The organism is Arthrobacter sp. Y81 (assembly GCF_002929335.1).
GTDB lineage: Bacteria > Actinomycetota > Actinomycetes > Actinomycetales > Micrococcaceae > Arthrobacter.
Genome location: NZ_PJIL01000004.1, coordinates 1 through 14,658, shown reverse-complemented (window position 1 = coordinate 14,658; position 14,658 = coordinate 1). Strand labels below are relative to the sequence as shown.

The 14,658-nt window shown below is 64.8% G+C and carries 11 protein-coding genes; 7 read left to right on the top strand and 4 right to left on the bottom strand.

Annotation, left to right across the window (positions count from 1 at the left end):
- Nucleotides 1–127 precede the first annotated feature (127 nt).
- From pdhA to CXQ91_RS07020, 3 genes are read left to right on the top strand one after another with little or no spacing between them, the layout of a single operon-like run.
- Entirely contained in the window at nt 128–1,378 is a 1,251-nt protein-coding gene (gene pdhA, locus CXQ91_RS07030) for a pyruvate dehydrogenase (acetyl-transferring) E1 component subunit alpha (RefSeq protein WP_104173216.1), read from the top strand.
- Nucleotides 1,375–2,487, top strand: a complete 1,113-nt coding sequence (locus tag CXQ91_RS07025) for an alpha-ketoacid dehydrogenase subunit beta (protein WP_104173215.1) — start codon at nt 1,375–1,377, stop codon at nt 2,485–2,487. The genes pdhA and CXQ91_RS07025 overlap by 4 nt, the downstream gene beginning before the upstream one ends.
- A gap of 4 nt (nt 2,488–2,491) precedes the next feature.
- Nucleotides 2,492–4,012 carry a dihydrolipoamide acetyltransferase family protein gene (locus tag CXQ91_RS07020; protein WP_104173214.1) on the top strand — a complete coding sequence of 507 codons (1,521 nt, stop codon included), beginning with the start codon at nt 2,492–2,494 and terminating at the stop codon, nt 4,010–4,012.
- Between the two features lie 208 nt (nt 4,013–4,220).
- Here the strand turns inward: CXQ91_RS07020 and CXQ91_RS07015 are convergent, their stop codons facing one another.
- From CXQ91_RS07015 to CXQ91_RS24990, 3 genes are all read right to left on the bottom strand, one after another.
- On the bottom strand, nt 4,221–5,723 hold the full coding sequence (locus tag CXQ91_RS07015; RefSeq protein WP_181038813.1) for a NosD domain-containing protein: 1,503 nt from the start codon (nt 5,721–5,723) through the stop codon (nt 4,221–4,223).
- Between the two features lie 993 nt (nt 5,724–6,716).
- Nucleotides 6,717–7,409: a DUF4386 domain-containing protein gene (locus tag CXQ91_RS24995; RefSeq protein WP_219816498.1), complete on the bottom strand. Its 693-nt coding sequence runs from the start codon at nt 7,407–7,409 to the stop codon at nt 6,717–6,719.
- Nucleotides 7,406–7,978, bottom strand: coding sequence for a hypothetical protein (locus tag CXQ91_RS24990; protein WP_219816497.1), 573 nt, complete (start codon nt 7,976–7,978; stop codon nt 7,406–7,408). The genes CXQ91_RS24995 and CXQ91_RS24990 overlap by 4 nt, the downstream gene beginning before the upstream one ends.
- Nucleotides 7,979–8,084: 106 nt before the next feature.
- Between CXQ91_RS24990 and CXQ91_RS07005 the strand changes: the two genes are divergently transcribed.
- Entirely contained in the window at nt 8,085–8,735 is a 651-nt protein-coding gene (locus CXQ91_RS07005; RefSeq protein ID WP_104173211.1) for a TetR/AcrR family transcriptional regulator, read from the top strand.
- Between the two features lie 109 nt (nt 8,736–8,844).
- On the opposite strand, the gene CXQ91_RS07000 is transcribed toward CXQ91_RS07005, so the two are convergent.
- Complete coding sequence (locus CXQ91_RS07000) at nt 8,845–9,369, bottom strand: TMEM175 family protein (protein WP_258073860.1); 525 nt, start codon at nt 9,367–9,369, stop codon at nt 8,845–8,847.
- Nucleotides 9,370–9,552: 183 nt separating this feature from the next.
- Between CXQ91_RS07000 and CXQ91_RS06995 the strand changes: the two genes are divergently transcribed.
- The 3 genes from CXQ91_RS06995 to CXQ91_RS06990 all read left to right on the top strand — a co-directional run bounded on the left by CXQ91_RS06995 (nt 9,553) and on the right by CXQ91_RS06990 (nt 14,586).
- Nucleotides 9,553–10,368: an MBL fold metallo-hydrolase gene (locus tag CXQ91_RS06995; protein WP_181038812.1), complete on the top strand. Its 816-nt coding sequence runs from the start codon at nt 9,553–9,555 to the stop codon at nt 10,366–10,368.
- Nucleotides 10,369–10,816: 448 nt separating this feature from the next.
- Nucleotides 10,817–10,948, top strand: coding sequence for a hypothetical protein (locus CXQ91_RS25220; RefSeq protein WP_258073859.1), 132 nt, complete (start codon nt 10,817–10,819; stop codon nt 10,946–10,948).
- 857 nt (nt 10,949–11,805) lie between these two features.
- A complete protein-coding gene (locus tag CXQ91_RS06990; protein WP_104173209.1) occupies nt 11,806–14,586 on the top strand; it encodes a S8 family serine peptidase in 2,781 nt (926 codons plus the stop codon).
- Nucleotides 14,587–14,658: the final 72 nt, after the last annotated feature.

The following is a 14,658-nucleotide window of genomic DNA, read 5'->3' as shown; positions in this document are numbered from 1 at the left end:
CACTTACGATTTGTCTTTCAGACTAGGCCAGAATTCCATACTTCTCCACGATTTCCTACGGGACTGGATACGAAAGTTCCTTCAGGACGATACTGGAAACGAATAGTGGCTACAGAAGGACTGACCAATGACGATCTCCGCGGACCACACCGCCCTCGGGCAGCACTCGCCGGAAGAGCCGGCCGGGAACCACGTGACCGAAGGCGCCGCAGCCGAGGCCGTGCGCAAGTTCGGCATCACGGTTGAGGACTACATGCTGCCGGCCCGCCACCAGATCCAGATGGTGGACCAGGACGGCACCCTGAACCCCCACACCGAGCAGGGCGCCCAGCCCGGCCACGAATACTCCCTGCCCGGCGACGCCGAACTGCTGGCCGCCTATGAGCAGCTCGTTGTCGGCCGCCGCGTCAATGACCAGAATTCCGCATTGGTCCGTCAGGGCCGGATGGCTGTCTACCCGTCCAGCCACGGCCAGGAGGCGTGCCAGGTTGCGGCCGCCCTCTGCCTCTCCGACGGCGACTGGATCTTCCCCACGTACCGCGACTCCGTGGCCGTGATGGCCCGCGGCGTGGACCCGGTCCAGACCATGACCCTGTTCCGCGGCGACTGGCACAGCGGCTACGACCCCGCCAAGCACAAGGTGGGCATCCAGTGCACGCCGCTGACCACCCAGCTGCTCCACGCCGTCGGGGTCGCCCACGCCGCGAAGCTCCGCGGCGAGGACACCGTGGTCCTGGCCATGTGCGGAGACGGCGCCACCAGCGAAGGCGACTTCCACGAGGCCCTGAACTTCGCGGCCGTCTTCCACCTGCCCGTTGTCTTCTTCGTGCAGAACAACCAGTACGCAATCTCTGTGCCGCTGGCCCACCAGTCCGTGGCGCCGTCGCTCGCCCACAAGGCGGTCGGCTACGGCATGGCCGGCGAACGCGTGGACGGCAACGACGTCGTCGCCCTCCTCGCCGTGCTCGGCCGCGCGGTCAAGCTGGCCCGCGAAGGCTCCGGCCCGCTCCTGGTGGAGGCACACACCTACCGCATGCAGGCCCACACCAACGCCGATGACGCCACCCGCTACCGCCAGGACAGCGAAGTGGCCCAGTGGGTGGCCAGGGATCCGCTGAAGCGGATGCAGACCTACCTGACCGACCGCGGCCTGCTCGACGACGACGGCGCCGCCCGCATCACCGACAAAGCGGAGGCAATAGCAACACAGCTACGCGAAGGCCTGGGCGAGGACGTCCCCGTCGACCCCCAGGATCTCTTCCGGTACGTCTTCTCCACCCCCACCCCGCAGCTGAAGGAACAGTCCGCCCTGCTCGCCGACGAACTGGCCCGCGACGCCAGCGCCGGCGCATCATCCGATACGGAGGCCACAAAATGAGCCCCACTGTCACCACCTCCTCCGAAGTCAACGGCAACGTCAGTGCGGCAACAGCCCGCGCCGCCGCCAAGGCCGCAGCCACCGCCGAATCGACCGGCCCGCAGACCATCACACTCGCCAAGGCACTGAACACCGCCATGGCGGACGCCATGCACGCCGACTCCTCCGTCCTGGTGTTCGGCGAGGACGTCGGCATGCTCGGCGGCGTCTTCCGGATCACGGACGGCCTCACCAAGACCTTCGGCGAGTCCCGCTGCTTCGACACCCCGCTGGCCGAATCCGGCATCGTCGGCATGGCCGTGGGAATGGCCATGAACGGCATGCGCCCGGTGATCGAGATGCAGTTCGATGCCTTCGCCTACCCGGCATTCGAACAGATCGTCAGCCACGTGGCCAAGATGCACAACCGCACCAAGGGCGCGGTCAAGCTGCCCATCGTCATCCGCGTCCCGTACGCCGGCGGCATCGGGGGAGTGGAGCACCACTGCGACTCCTCCGAGTCCTACTACGCCCACACCGCCGGCCTGAAGGTCTTCACCCCGGCCACCGTCGCCGACGGCTACCGCATGCTCCGAGAAGCCATCGACTCCGACGACCCGGTCATGTTCATGGAGCCCAAGAAGCTCTACTGGTCCAAGGACCTGGTGGACCTTGAAGGACTCCGCGCCGAACACGCCGCGAACGCCGAACGGGGAACGTCCTCGGAAGGCCGCGCCGCCGTCGCCCGCCCCGGGACCGATGCCACCCTTATCGCCTACGGCCCGTCCGTGCCGACCGCGCTGGCCGCCGCTGCCGCGGCGGCAGAGGAAGGCCGCTCGCTGGAAGTCATCGATGTCCGCTCCATCGTGCCGTTCGACGACGAGACTGTCTGCGCGTCGGTCCGCAAGACCGGCCGTGCCGTGGTCATCGCCGAAGCACATGGCTTCGCGTCAGTGTCGTCAGAGATCGTGGCAAGGGTCCAGGAGCGCTGCTTCCACTACCTGGCCGCGCCCATCCGCCGCGTCACCGGCTTCGACGTGCCGTATCCGGCGCCGAAGCTTGAGCACTATTACCTGCCCGGCGTGGACCGTATCCTCGACGCCGTTGACGACCTCCAGTGGGAAGACTGATCAGATGAGCGAAACGAAAGTGTTCCTGCTGCCGGACCTGGGCGAAGGCCTCACGGAAGCCGAACTGGTGAACTGGCTCGTGGCCGTGGGCGACGAAATCCGCGTCGACCAGCCCATCGCCGAGGTTGAGACCGCGAAGTCCTTGGTGGAGGTCCCGTCGCCGTACGCCGGCACCGTTGCCGTGCTTCACGGGGAGCCGGGCCAGACCCTTGACGTCGGGAAGCCGCTGATCTCGGTCACGCCCATCGGTTCCCCGGTTGTTGAGCCTGCCGAATCCAAGGCCCCGGTGGTGGGGCCTGTCGAAACCGAGCCTGCCGCATCTGTCGCGGCAGAAACTTACCGTGACGAGGAAAAAGCCGGCTCCGGCAACGTCCTGATCGGATATGGAACACCAGGCGGACACGGCGTCGCCCGGCGCAGTCGGCCCCGGAAATCCTCTGCGGCCGCGACCTCGGTGATTGAGCCTGTCCGCCCGGTGATTGAGCCCGTCGAAATCCCGGAAGCGGAGAAGGCAGCCGACGATCTCCTTCTTCTGCGCACCCGCGTGCCGGGCAAACTCGGTGCGGTGATTTCGCCGCTGGTCCGCAGGATGGCCCGCGACCATGGAGTTGATTTGGGGGGACTCCAAGGGTCGGGTGCAAGCGGGCTGATCATGCGCAAGGACGTCGAGGCGGCGATCGCCCCCGCTCCGGCGGTTGAGCCGCGTCGGGTCGTTGAGCCTGCCGAAACGCGACGTCCGAGGGTTGAACCGCGTTCCGTGGTTGAGTCTGTCGAAACCGGAGCGGAGACCGACTCCCGCACGGGTCTCGGCGTCACCGCCCGGACGCCGCTACGCGGCGTTCGCAAGGCAGTGGCCGCGAACATGACCCGCAGCCGCTCCGAGATCCCGGAAGCCACAGTGTGGGTCGATGTTGATGCCACGGCCCTCGTGGAGATGCGTGCCGCCCTGAAGAAGGTGAACCCGCACAATACCCCAGGCCTCCTGGCATTCATCGCGCGGTTTGTGACGGCCGGATTGAAGAAGTACCCGGCACTGAACACCCGGATTGTCACCACGGAGGACGTGGCCGGCGGGGAGAGCCAAGAGATCGTCGCGTTCGACGGCGTCAACCTAGGCTTCGCCGCACAGACAGGCCGCGGACTGATGGTGCCGTCAGTGCGCAACGCGGACAAGATGAGCGCCCGTGAGTTGGATGCCGAAATCCGCCGGCTCACCGCCGTCGTACGGGAGGGCAAAGCGACGCCGTCCGAGCTGGGCAGCGGCACCTTCACGCTGAACAACTATGGGGTCTTCGGAGTGGACGGCTCCGCGGCGATCATCAACCACCCGGAAGTGGGGATCCTGGGCGTTGGCCGGATCATCGACAAGCCGTGGGTGGCTGACGGGCAGCTTGCCGTCCGAAAAGTCACTGAGCTGACGCTAACTTTTGATCACCGCGTGTGCGACGGAGGAACGGCCGGCGGATTCCTTAGGTACGTGGCTGACGCGATCGAGAACCCCGGGTCCATTCTGGCTGATTTGTAGTAATTCGGTCGCACAGTGAATTGATAATTCGCGACGTTGCGTCCGCAGAGTACCCGCCGACGCGAACCTGGTCCTGGAGACGGAAGTGGAGGTCAGCGTTATCGATCTGTTCCGATATGCGTCGAGACGGTCAACCCAGAGGGAAATGGATTGACGATGCCTTGGCTCGATGGCGCAGGCTATGCTGCTTTACCGGCGAATAGGTCGTCTATAAGTAGCGGTAGGACCATGCGAAAGACCCAAATGATCCGGATGCAGCCGCAAGTACGGTCACGTTCAGCGACGTGGTCGATCCCGCGACGTTGCGGATTGAATTCCCCGGTGTCGTGAATGTCGTTGCTGACTGGGCGACGGCGACAGCAGCACTGCCCGAGGCAACCGCAGCGACGTAGGCTGACTGCCAGCCGCCTCCCATGGTGCCCTTTACGGTCAGTATTCCTGAGGTGTTGGCCGGGATTGGGATGGTGAAAGTTCCACCCGATGCGACACTGATGCCCGTCACAGCGAGGTTCTGATCGCGGTTCACCTGTGTCTGGCAGTGTGGGGGTTCCAAGATATTCATAACGTTGGTTGTCGCCGTGTTCATCAAGTCGTAAGCGCGATTCGTGGCGGTTGTACTATTGTTCCGGGCCCGAAGGAAGGCGGCCAGTGACCCGGCGACATTGATGAGATATGTGGTCGCACCGTTGGGTTGGAAGTCGTTGCCTTCGACCGTGACATAGGAGATATTTCCGCTGCCCCCGCCGAGTTGCACTCCCGTGGCAGTGAAATCCCGGATGAAGTTGCCCCTCACCTGTATACCCCCAGTATCGCCGCTAACACTGACGCCGGTCGGGCATGCCACGATGACATTGCCTGAGATGACCACGCCGATTGGCTGGCCATTGATGCGGTTAATGGAAACGCCGATGGTGCATCCGCTCACTGTGTTCGCTGACACTATGCCGTCACGGCTCGTTTCGGGGAAGATGCCGACTAGGCCATTGCGGACCGTGTTTCCGGTGATTGACCAATTCCGAGCGTTGGACAGGATGGTGCCGTTTTCCCCATATATGTCAATGCAGTTGTCGGCCGTATTCGCCACATAATTGTCAGCTATGACTAGTCCGTCGAACTGGGAACACTGAATGCCGACGCAAGTGCAGTTGGTGACGGTGTTCCTGGTGATACGTAAGTTCGTAGCGGCTGTGGTCCTGGTTCCTCGAACCATGATGCCGTTGCCGTTGGCATTGACCGACTTCACGTTGTCGACCGTTATGTTAGCCAATGCTTCGATCATGATGTTGGAGCACTGTGACGACCCAACCTGATTGGCCTTATTGCCGTCGATAGTGATGCCACTAACTCCGGCGTTCGAAGCACCGCCGTTGCGTGACGATATGGCGCGGTAGAACGCGCCGGCACCGTATGCGTTGTTCTTGACCTTGAGTGTCCCAGTCCCGGACAGTTCCACACCGTCAAGGAGCTTGAGCGACGTCGCTCCGAAGGTTGTGGCGTCGTCCTTGACGTAGTTTATGGAGTCGAGAAGGTATACCCCAGACGGGATGAATACGGACTGCCGCTGGCCCGTAGCCGCGTAGGACGCGTTGGCGTCATTGATGGCGCTCTGGATCGCTGCCCGGTCTACGGCCACTCCATCACCTTTGGCATTGTATGGTGGCGCCTTTACATTCAGAGCCATGTCGCCATTGCGCCCGAAGATGGTGTCCAACGCAGTCCGTGCCGCCCGCCCGGGGGTCGAAACCTCAGTTCCAATAGTTGCGCTGAGGTCCTTCTCGGACATTGGCTGTGGAGGCGCAGCTTCAGCGCGGCCATCGCTGAGACCCGACAAAGCGAACGTCCCAGTAATCGCGCTCGCCAAAGTTCCAAGCCTCAGCAGTCCGCGGCGCTTAACATTGGCGCCACTTACGAATGGCGTCGTACTTTCCCCAGCTTCATTGCCCACGGCTGAACACCCAATTCCAAATGCTGTTTGAAGAGACCCGCTGATGGACCTGAAGAGTCATGCGTTTGGCCGGTACAGCCCTAGCCTCGAGGATGCACCGACGGAATCTTCTTACAGGTAAATCGACATGCCCAAACGCTAATTGGTCGTTGAGAGCCAAACCACAGTAGGAACTACGCGCTTAATTTCATAGTAAATACTCCCTTCCTTTCACACGGTACGTATTCGGTCACGATGGTTACGTGCTGCACCACCATCACCACGTTGAAGTCTCCCTACCGTTCGCTAGTAATTGCGGTCCCCATTCGGTCGATCAAAATCACCGGGGAGACATGAGGGACTCAGGCCGTCAGGCCCGCGGAAGGGGTTCTTTGTTCCTCGCCCAATTGTCCAATGCGTACGTCTGATGGTCCGTGGGCGTTCAATCGGTTGGTACTCGCCTAGGGTGCGCCGTCGGCGGTCAACGACCAACCGACGGTCCGGGCGGTCACGCATACGAGGCCGCCGCCTGTGCGTCGGCTTCAATGCATTTTCCGCTGCGTGGCCCCCGTTATCGAGTCCGGGGCCGTGTCGACTGGCATGAGGCCACCCGCGGGCTGCCCCGGTAGAGCGATTCGGTCCGTCGGCGCAAACAGCGGGATACGGCTCTATGAAAGCAGGTCCGAGTGCCTGGTGCACTAGACGCTGACGCCGCTACCGCCGTCACGGGATCCACATGAAGTGACGTGGTTCGTTGTAACCCAATCGGGTGCCCCAAGGTCACAGCAGCATTGCCACGCCGGTTGCCACGAGCCACAGCGACCAGGCGATGTACGTGACGGGCGTCAGCGCGGCTGCCACTTTCCAGCCGTCGCGCTCGAACGGTCCAACGAACTCCAGCGAGCAGACCGCCAGCACCGCACCCACCACAATACCCACCAGACCCAGCCAGGCCGGCACTGCGTCGCTTTGCATGATCGCGGCCCCGACCAGGACGCTCCACGTCCCGGTGAACAGGTAGCCGAGATGCTCGCCCACAGCCACCCCCAGGTACCGGTTGAACGACTGGAAGACGACATCCACCGCCTCCTTCCGCGCCTCGGAGGCGTTGCCCTCGCTCGCCACCCGGGCAAGATACGGCACCAGGAACGGCCAGCGGATCAGACCGAGGAACTGCACCAGGGCAGCCAGTACGCCGACGGTTGAGCCGAGGCTGAGCAGCAGGGGATCGGCGCCGTGCAGGACACCCGCCAGGAGCACCGCCAGCGGCGCCAGCAGGACGGCCGTCATGGCGAACGCCCACCAGAGCAGCACCAGCGCCGGGCGGCCCTGCCGGAAGCGTTCCAGGACTTCACTTGTGGGGCGCCGGAGGATGTCCGGATAGTCGAACTTGGCTGCCAGAGCCGCGAAGGCTGCGTTGAAGGCAAGCGGCAGCAGGATCAGCAGGACGGCCGCTGTGATGGTGGCGTTCACCGGACTGCCTTCTCGGATGCAGCAGCCGCGGCGGCAGGAGTTCCCACGGCCCCACGCGGGGCACCGGGGCCGAGGATACGCCGCAGCACCAGCCCGGTAACAGCCATGGCCATCAGGGCACCGCTGGAACCGAAGGCGACGTAGCCGTTCCCGGCGTCGACGATCACATTCGCGGTGGCCAGCCAGCCGAGGGCCCAGCTCAAGCTGACGGTTGCCGCCCAAACCGCCGTGATACGCAGGCCGCTGCGCAAAACGACCCCCTGGGCTGCGCCGACCACCGCGCCGGTGACCAGCCCCGACATAACGAGTGCCGGCGTCGTGGTTCCCGCCCCGGTGGCGACGGCCGCCAGGGCGCTTCCGGCGCCCATTCCGACTGTGGTGGCGGCGAGCCAGCGCCAGCCTGCGGCACGTCCCAGTGCCAGCCATTGTGCGCCGCCAATCACAGCTCCGGCGATGACGCCTGCCAGTGCCGCCGTGAGCGGGCCTGTGACTGAGCCGGCCATCTGGAAGGCCAGCCAGCCTCCCACCGGGAAGCCGAGGAATGTTGGTGCCCAGCGTAGGAATGACATTGGAGGATCTCCTCTTGCAGTGGTTGTGTACTAAGTACGCTACGCCATAACGTACACTGTACACAAGAGTCCTGCGACTCAACTTTTCCGATTGAAAGACGGTGCCATGCCTTCGAAAACCTCGACGGAACCCCGCAGCCGCCGCGCCCGGAACTCGCTGACCGTGGACGCCATCCTGGACGCCGCGGAGCAGGTGGCGGCAACCGGGTTCGAATCGCTGACTGTCCGGGCCGTTGCGGTGGCGCTGGAGGCCGCGCCCATGTCCCTCTACCGCTACTTCGCCACCAAGGACGAGCTGGTGGACGCACTGCTCAACCGGGTGCTGGGGCGGTTCACGGCTCCACCGGAAACTGCCAGCTGGCCGGACGACCTGGCGGCGTTCGCACGGAACCACCGCCGGATGCTGCGCGACCATCCGTGGGCCGTCACCCCGCTGATCGGACACCCGTATCCGGGAGCGAACGCCCTGCCCATCGGTGAAGCCGCGCTGCGTATCCTGCAGCGTGCAGGCATCACCGGGGACGCCGCGGTCGCCGCCTTCAGCGGAATAGTGGCACTGAACTACGGCTGGTCCTCCTTCGTCCTCGCCCGCGAGGCCGCCAGCGGCGGGGGAGCGGTGCAGCTGCCGCCGGCGCCGCCGGAGTTTCCGCTCACCGCGGCGGCGGCCGGTCCCATGAACCGCTACGGGAGCGAAGACCACTACGAGTGGACCCTGAAACAGCTGCTCGCCGGTATCGCAGCCGACAGCCGGCGTTAGCCGTCGCCCTGCGGCCGGGGCTGTGAACTGGGCAGGGACCGGGCGGACTGCCAGCGTGACAGCCGCGATGCCGGCAGGAGCAGCAGCCACAGCAGCGGTGTGTAGGAGTTCAGGAAGAACGCGGCCGGATGCTGAGCAGGAAGACCGCCGGCACGGCCATGCGGGCGGTGAACACCCGCCGGTGCACGTGCGCGGTCATCCCCGGATCCATGAGTTTCGCATGCCGGGCGTAACTCCAGATCACGGCCATCAGCAGGTAGATCGCGGCGATGTTGGTGGCGTACAGAATGCTCGGCCAGGGGGTGGGGTCGTCCCCGTATTCGCTGAGGACCGAGGTGGGCGCCGGGAGCATGGCGATGAAGAACAGCAGGGCCAGGTTCAGCCAGGCGAGCGTCGGAGTGAAATGGCGGATCAGGGCGAAATCCGAGTGGTGGGACAGCCATGTCTTGGCGATGATCACAAACGACAACGCGTAGGCGAAGAGTTCCGGAAGGGCGTCGACCAGGGCGCCGTCCAGCTGTGCCGCCGCCATGCCCTCGGGCAGTTTCAGGTCCAGGGCCAGCAGGGTCAGGGCGATGGCAAAGACGGCGTCACTGAAAAACACCATCCGCTCCAGGGACGTTCCGGATTCCATGCGGGCACCTCCGCTTCCTCGGCCGGGCAACTGAAGTACGGCACAGGTTGCTCGCCTGCGCCGAACAAGGCGATGACCGCTGTTTTGGTCCGCCGCCGCGTGCCTTTCATCAGGCTTCCACCAGTAAGGCGTGGGTAGAATCGAGGCCTAAGATCGCCGGAACGCATGAATACGGAGAACAGAATGTCGCGATGGATGGAGGTCGGCCAGGGCAACCATGTGCTGACCACCGAAGGCTCGAAGCTCAATACCGGACTCATAGTCGGCGCCGAACGCGCCATGGTGATCGACACCGGCGGCGGACCGCGGCAGGGCCGGGAAATCCTGGCCGCCGTGCGCGAAAAGACCCAGCTGCCGCTGGTGGTGGTGAACACCCACGCCCACTACGACCATTTCTTCGGCAACGCCGTTTTCGCGGACGACGGCGTCACCGAGTTCTATGCGCACGAGAACTGTGCGCGCGAGATTGAGGAAAACGGGGACCGGCAGCGCCGCATGGTCGCCGTCCTGGAACCCGAAATGGCTACCGGCGAAGGCGCCGACGCCGAACTCGTGGTTCCGAACGCGATCGTGAAGGACCAGCCCGTCCTGGTGGACCTCGGCGGCCAGACCGTCACGCTGTTCTACCTGGGCCGCGGCCACACCGACGGCGACCTGCTGGTGGGAACCTCCACCACCCTGTACGCCGGCGACCTGGTGGAGCAGGGCTCGCACCCGTCCTTCGAAGACGCCTTCCCGGAGGAATGGGCCGACGCCCTGCGGCACCTGTCCGCACTGCGCCACCGCTACGAGTTCCTCATCCCGGGCCACGGCGAACCCTGCAGCGACCAGTTCGTGAAGACCATGGCCAACACCATGAGCACGGCCGTGCGTCAGGCCATCCAGTCCATCCGTGACACCCCGAGCGACGCCACCAAGGCCATCCCGGTGCTGCCGTACGGGCCGGAGCAGTCCCGCTGGTTCATCAAGCGCCTGCAGGAGACCCGCGCGCACCACTAGGATTTCGCCGCCACCGAGAATCGCGTCATTGTTCGCTCAGGTTCGGCTTCCGCGGTGCGGCCCATCGTTCCCTGCCATTGCCTGGCAGGGTCCAGGGCGAGGACGCGCGAGACAGCCCATCGGGGGCAAGAAGTGCGATGGTTGCGCGCGACAAATCAGACCTGACGTCCTAGGAACAGGCACCGGGACGGCTGTCAACACCCGGGCCCAAAACGGTTGCTACTGAGTCGTCGAGGAGCGCAAGACGGCAACCTTCAGACATAGCTGATAATCGCATTGTCACGAATCCCAACAACTGTTGGTTCGGCAAGTTCTGCGATCGCGAGTAGGAAGCCCTGCGGATTCGACCGACCCCAACTCGGAACTTCTCGAGGAGCCTAAGTAGGGAACTAGCCGGTCTTGCGTGCCGTACTCAGCGAGCGTGGAGGTGGCAGTGAAAGAGTGAAGCATGAGCAACTACAGCCGCCACGAAAAGCGCTCCCTGACCTCGACCCGAGGGTGGCCCTACCTCAAATTCGGGTCACTCATCCTGCTGGCCGGCGTTACGGCATGGGTCCTCGTTCTTGCGGTGACCCGGTAGCCAAGAACTAAGCCTGGCTTACGATGGCGTCAGGTGGTCCGTCTTCGCTGTGCCCGCGGCTTGGGCGGGCCGCCGCCTAATTCGCGGCCTCGGCGAGAAGGTGCGTTGCGAGTTCGGCGACTTCGGTAGGGAGGGCACTCGACCAGCTGGCCGGATACGCATGCACCCATGTTGTCCACGCGGTAAGACGCGATGCCTGCGCTTCCGCCGGATGGCGGCTGGTGGAGCGTCGAGCGGGTGTTCCAGTTCGCCACGCTGTGTGTGGCGCCTGACGTGAAACCGTGCGGTCAGCAAAGGAACGACTCGGTCTTTCGGGCTGCTGGTCAGTACAGGCAAGTGTCGCGTGAGGCCAAAGACAGGTACTGGCTACTGAGGTGCAGGCGGGTGTCCGGTACATAGCCTTGGGCCATGATCACACTGATGCATGACGGGCGCCGGCGGAACTCGCGCCCGGAGCGCCAAGCCGGATTCAGCCCCGAGGATTTGGGCTGGACCGTTCTGTCGGTCGTTGCCGCCGTTGTGTTGCTCCCTGCAATCGGCCTCAAGGCTGCGGCTGGAGCACTAAGGCGAGGCAACGTGCGGGACGGGGACGCGGCCGGTCACATTCGGTCTTAGGCTGGTCCGGCCATCCCAAGCTGGCTTAATATGTGGCTCAGGCGGCCCGCCTCTTCTCTTGCCCAAAGCTGATGCGTGCTGCCACCTGCTTCCGGGCGCCGGCCCTGAAAAACAGATGCCTTCAAGGGACTGGCAATTTGTAAAGTCGTTGTTACACTCATGCTTGACGCGGATTCCGCGGTCTCTATTTCCCGCGGTCCGGCTCCTTGGGGGGGTCGACGCCTGGCCCCAAGGATTTCGCGATGTCTCATGCCCTGCGCACCCGTCTGTCCGCCCGCTTACTGATTCCCGGTGTTCTGGCCCTGGTCTGCGGCTCGGTGGTTTCACTTCCGGCCGCCGCCGATGATGCGCCGGCGCTTCCGGTTGCGCCCGCCACACCAGCCGTCAGTTCCGGCGCTGCGACCGACCAGTTCATTGTGAAGTTCAAAGAGAGGGCCGCGGCGGGATCCCGCCTGCGGACGGAGTCCCTCGGCAAAGTGGCCAAGGACGTAGGGGTCCCCGTGACCGACGTCCGCGGGACAGCCGCGGGTGCCCGCGTCCTGCGGGCCGAACGCACGCTGGATGCCGGTGAAACCGAAAAGGCGCTGGCGGCGCTGAGGGGGGATCCCGCCGTCGAGCACGCCGAACCGGACATCCGGATGTACCCCACGGCGGCGATTCCGAACGACCCGTACTACCCACAGCAGTGGGGCCTCCAGGCCAATGGTGGATTGGGCTCGATCCACCTGCCTGGCGCCTGGGACGTCAGCAAGGGTGCCGGCGTCGTCGTGGCCGTGGTCGACACCGGCATCACGAGCCACTCGGACCTGAACGCCAACGTCCTCCCGGGCTACGACATGATGTCCGATCCCGCCTATTCGCGGGATTCCGACGGCCGCGACCCGAACCCGCGCGACGAAGGTGACTGGACCGCGGCCGGCGCGTGCGGGGACGGCCGCCCGGCCAGCCCGTCCTCGTGGCACGGCACCCAGGTGGCAGGCATCATCGCCGCAACGGCCAATAACGCCACAGGCATCACCGGAGTGGCACCAGAGGCTAAACTCCTCCCGGTCCGTGCCTTGGGCCCGTGCGGCGGCTACATGTCCGACATCACGGACGGCATCATCTGGGCCGCCGGAGGAAGCGTCGCTGGCCTGCCCGCCAACCCGACCCCCGCCCGGGTCATCAACCTCAGCCTCGGCGCCACCGTCCCCTGTTCGGCGACCTTCCAGAACGCCGTCGACTTCGCCTACAACAGCGGAGCTGCAGTGGTGGTCGCGGCGGGAAACGAGAGCCGGCCGGCTGCGGACACAAGTCCTTCCAATTGCCAGCGCGTCATCTCTGTGGCGGCAATGGACCCTTATGGCACGCTGGCCCCCTACTCGAACTACGGCGCTGCCGTTGATGTGGCGGCGCCGGGCGGCGACATGACCCATGCTCCGCAGCACGGAATCGTAGTGACGTTCAATCAGGGCACCCAGGCGGCCTCCTCCGAAACCTATGCGTATTCCGAAGGGACCTCCATGGCCGCCCCGCATGCGTCCGGAGTCGCCGCCCTCCTGATGTCCCGGCTGGGAGACCAAGTCACTCCGGCCGGTGTGGAAACGCGGCTCAAGGACACGGCCAGGAACAATGTCTTCAGCTGTGCCAAAGGCTGCGGAAGCGGCACGGTGACCGCGGCGGCGGCACTCACCTTTCAGCCCGACCGTGAAATAGCCGGAAGCGCCCCCATCATCAGTGGGCAGGCCGCCGTCGGATACAACATTTACGCGGACGTCCGCACTTGGACACCCAGCGACATCAGCTTGTCCTATCAGTGGAACCGCAACGGCGCTCCCATTCCGGGAGCGCAAGCGTCGGGGTACTTGATCCAACCGGACGACGCCGGGACCACCCTCACGGCCACCGTCACCGCGAGCCGGTTCTTCGGGAAAAGCGTGACGTTCACTTCTGCGCCGACGGCGCCGGTGGCGGCTCTGGTCATCGCGCCGGATCACGTATACATCTCGGGGCAGGCCATCGTCGGCGGCCGACTGACGGCATACCCGGGAGGGTGGTATCCCCAGCCGGTTGTCTTGTCCTACCAGTGGCTGCGCGCCGGCGCCCCGATTCCCGGCGCCGTAGGCAGCACCTACACGCCCACGGCGGACGACAAGGGCAAGCCGCTAGCCCTCCGCATCAACGGCACGAAGGCCGGGTACACTCCGGCCGAACGGACCAGCGAAGAAACGGCCGTTGTGGCCACGGGGGCAATTCCGGCGCCCGTGCAGTTCACGGACAAGCTCGGAACCCCCAACGACACCTACACGGTGCCCGCTTCCGAAGGGGTGGAGTACCTGGTGGCCGGCAACGTGGTCCCGGCGGGGACCTACCCGGGCGCCGGCAACATGGGGGTGATGGCCCGAGCCACCGCGGGCTACGCACTGGTAGCCGGCAGCGTTGCCTCATGGACCCACATGTTCGACTCCGCCGTGTTCCGAGACATCAATAAGGACTCGGCATTTGCCCTGGAGATCAACTGGCTGGCAACCGAGGAGATTACCCAGGGGTGGGCCGAATATGACGGGACGCGGACGTTCCGTTCCGCCGAGCCGGTGAACCGGGACCAGATGGCCGCTTTCCTGTACCGGCTGGCCGGCAATCCGGACTTTGTCCCGCCTGCTGTCTCGCCGTTCGCCGACATCCCGACCAACCATGCCTTCTACCGGGAGATCTCCTGGCTGGCGGAGAAGCAGATCAGCACGGGCTGGAGGGAAGCGGATGGCACCAGGACCTTCCGGCCGGGCGCAACGGTCAACCGCGACCAGATGGCAGCCTTCATCTACCGCCACGCCGGTTCACCCGACTACGTGCCCGAAGCCCAGTCGCCGTTTGTGGACATTCCCACGGACCACGGTTTCTACAAGCAGATTTCGTGGCTGGCCAAGAACGGCATCAGCAACGGCTGGGCGGAATCGGCCACCTCGCGCACCTTCCGGCCGGGCGCGTCCATCCTCCGGGACCAGATGGCCGCTTTTATGTACCGCTACGCGGCGCAGCGCTGATATGTAGGTCCGGTTGTCAAGGGGGCAGAGGTGAGCGGCTCCAGGCTTTTGGTTCCTGGGGCCGCTCACCGT

What these genes read in the sequence shown, in the direction of transcription:
- pdhA (WP_104173216.1), top strand. Translation starts at nt 128, where the DNA reads ATGACGATCTCCGCGGACCACACCGCCCTCGGGCAGCACTCGCCGGAA.
- CXQ91_RS07025 (WP_104173215.1), top strand. Translation starts at nt 1,375, where the DNA reads ATGAGCCCCACTGTCACCACCTCCTCCGAAGTCAACGGCAACGTCAGT.
- CXQ91_RS07020 (WP_104173214.1), top strand. Translation starts at nt 2,492, where the DNA reads ATGAGCGAAACGAAAGTGTTCCTGCTGCCGGACCTGGGCGAAGGCCTC.
- CXQ91_RS24990 (WP_219816497.1), bottom strand. Translation starts at nt 7,978, where the DNA reads ATGTCATTCCTACGCTGGGCACCAACATTCCTCGGCTTCCCGGTGGGA.
- CXQ91_RS07005 (WP_104173211.1), top strand. Translation starts at nt 8,085, where the DNA reads ATGCCTTCGAAAACCTCGACGGAACCCCGCAGCCGCCGCGCCCGGAAC.
- CXQ91_RS07000 (WP_258073860.1), bottom strand. Translation starts at nt 9,369, where the DNA reads ATGGAATCCGGAACGTCCCTGGAGCGGATGGTGTTTTTCAGTGACGCC.
- CXQ91_RS06995 (WP_181038812.1), top strand. Translation starts at nt 9,553, where the DNA reads ATGTCGCGATGGATGGAGGTCGGCCAGGGCAACCATGTGCTGACCACC.
- CXQ91_RS25220 (WP_258073859.1), top strand. Translation starts at nt 10,817, where the DNA reads ATGAGCAACTACAGCCGCCACGAAAAGCGCTCCCTGACCTCGACCCGA.
- CXQ91_RS06990 (WP_104173209.1), top strand. Translation starts at nt 11,806, where the DNA reads ATGTCTCATGCCCTGCGCACCCGTCTGTCCGCCCGCTTACTGATTCCC.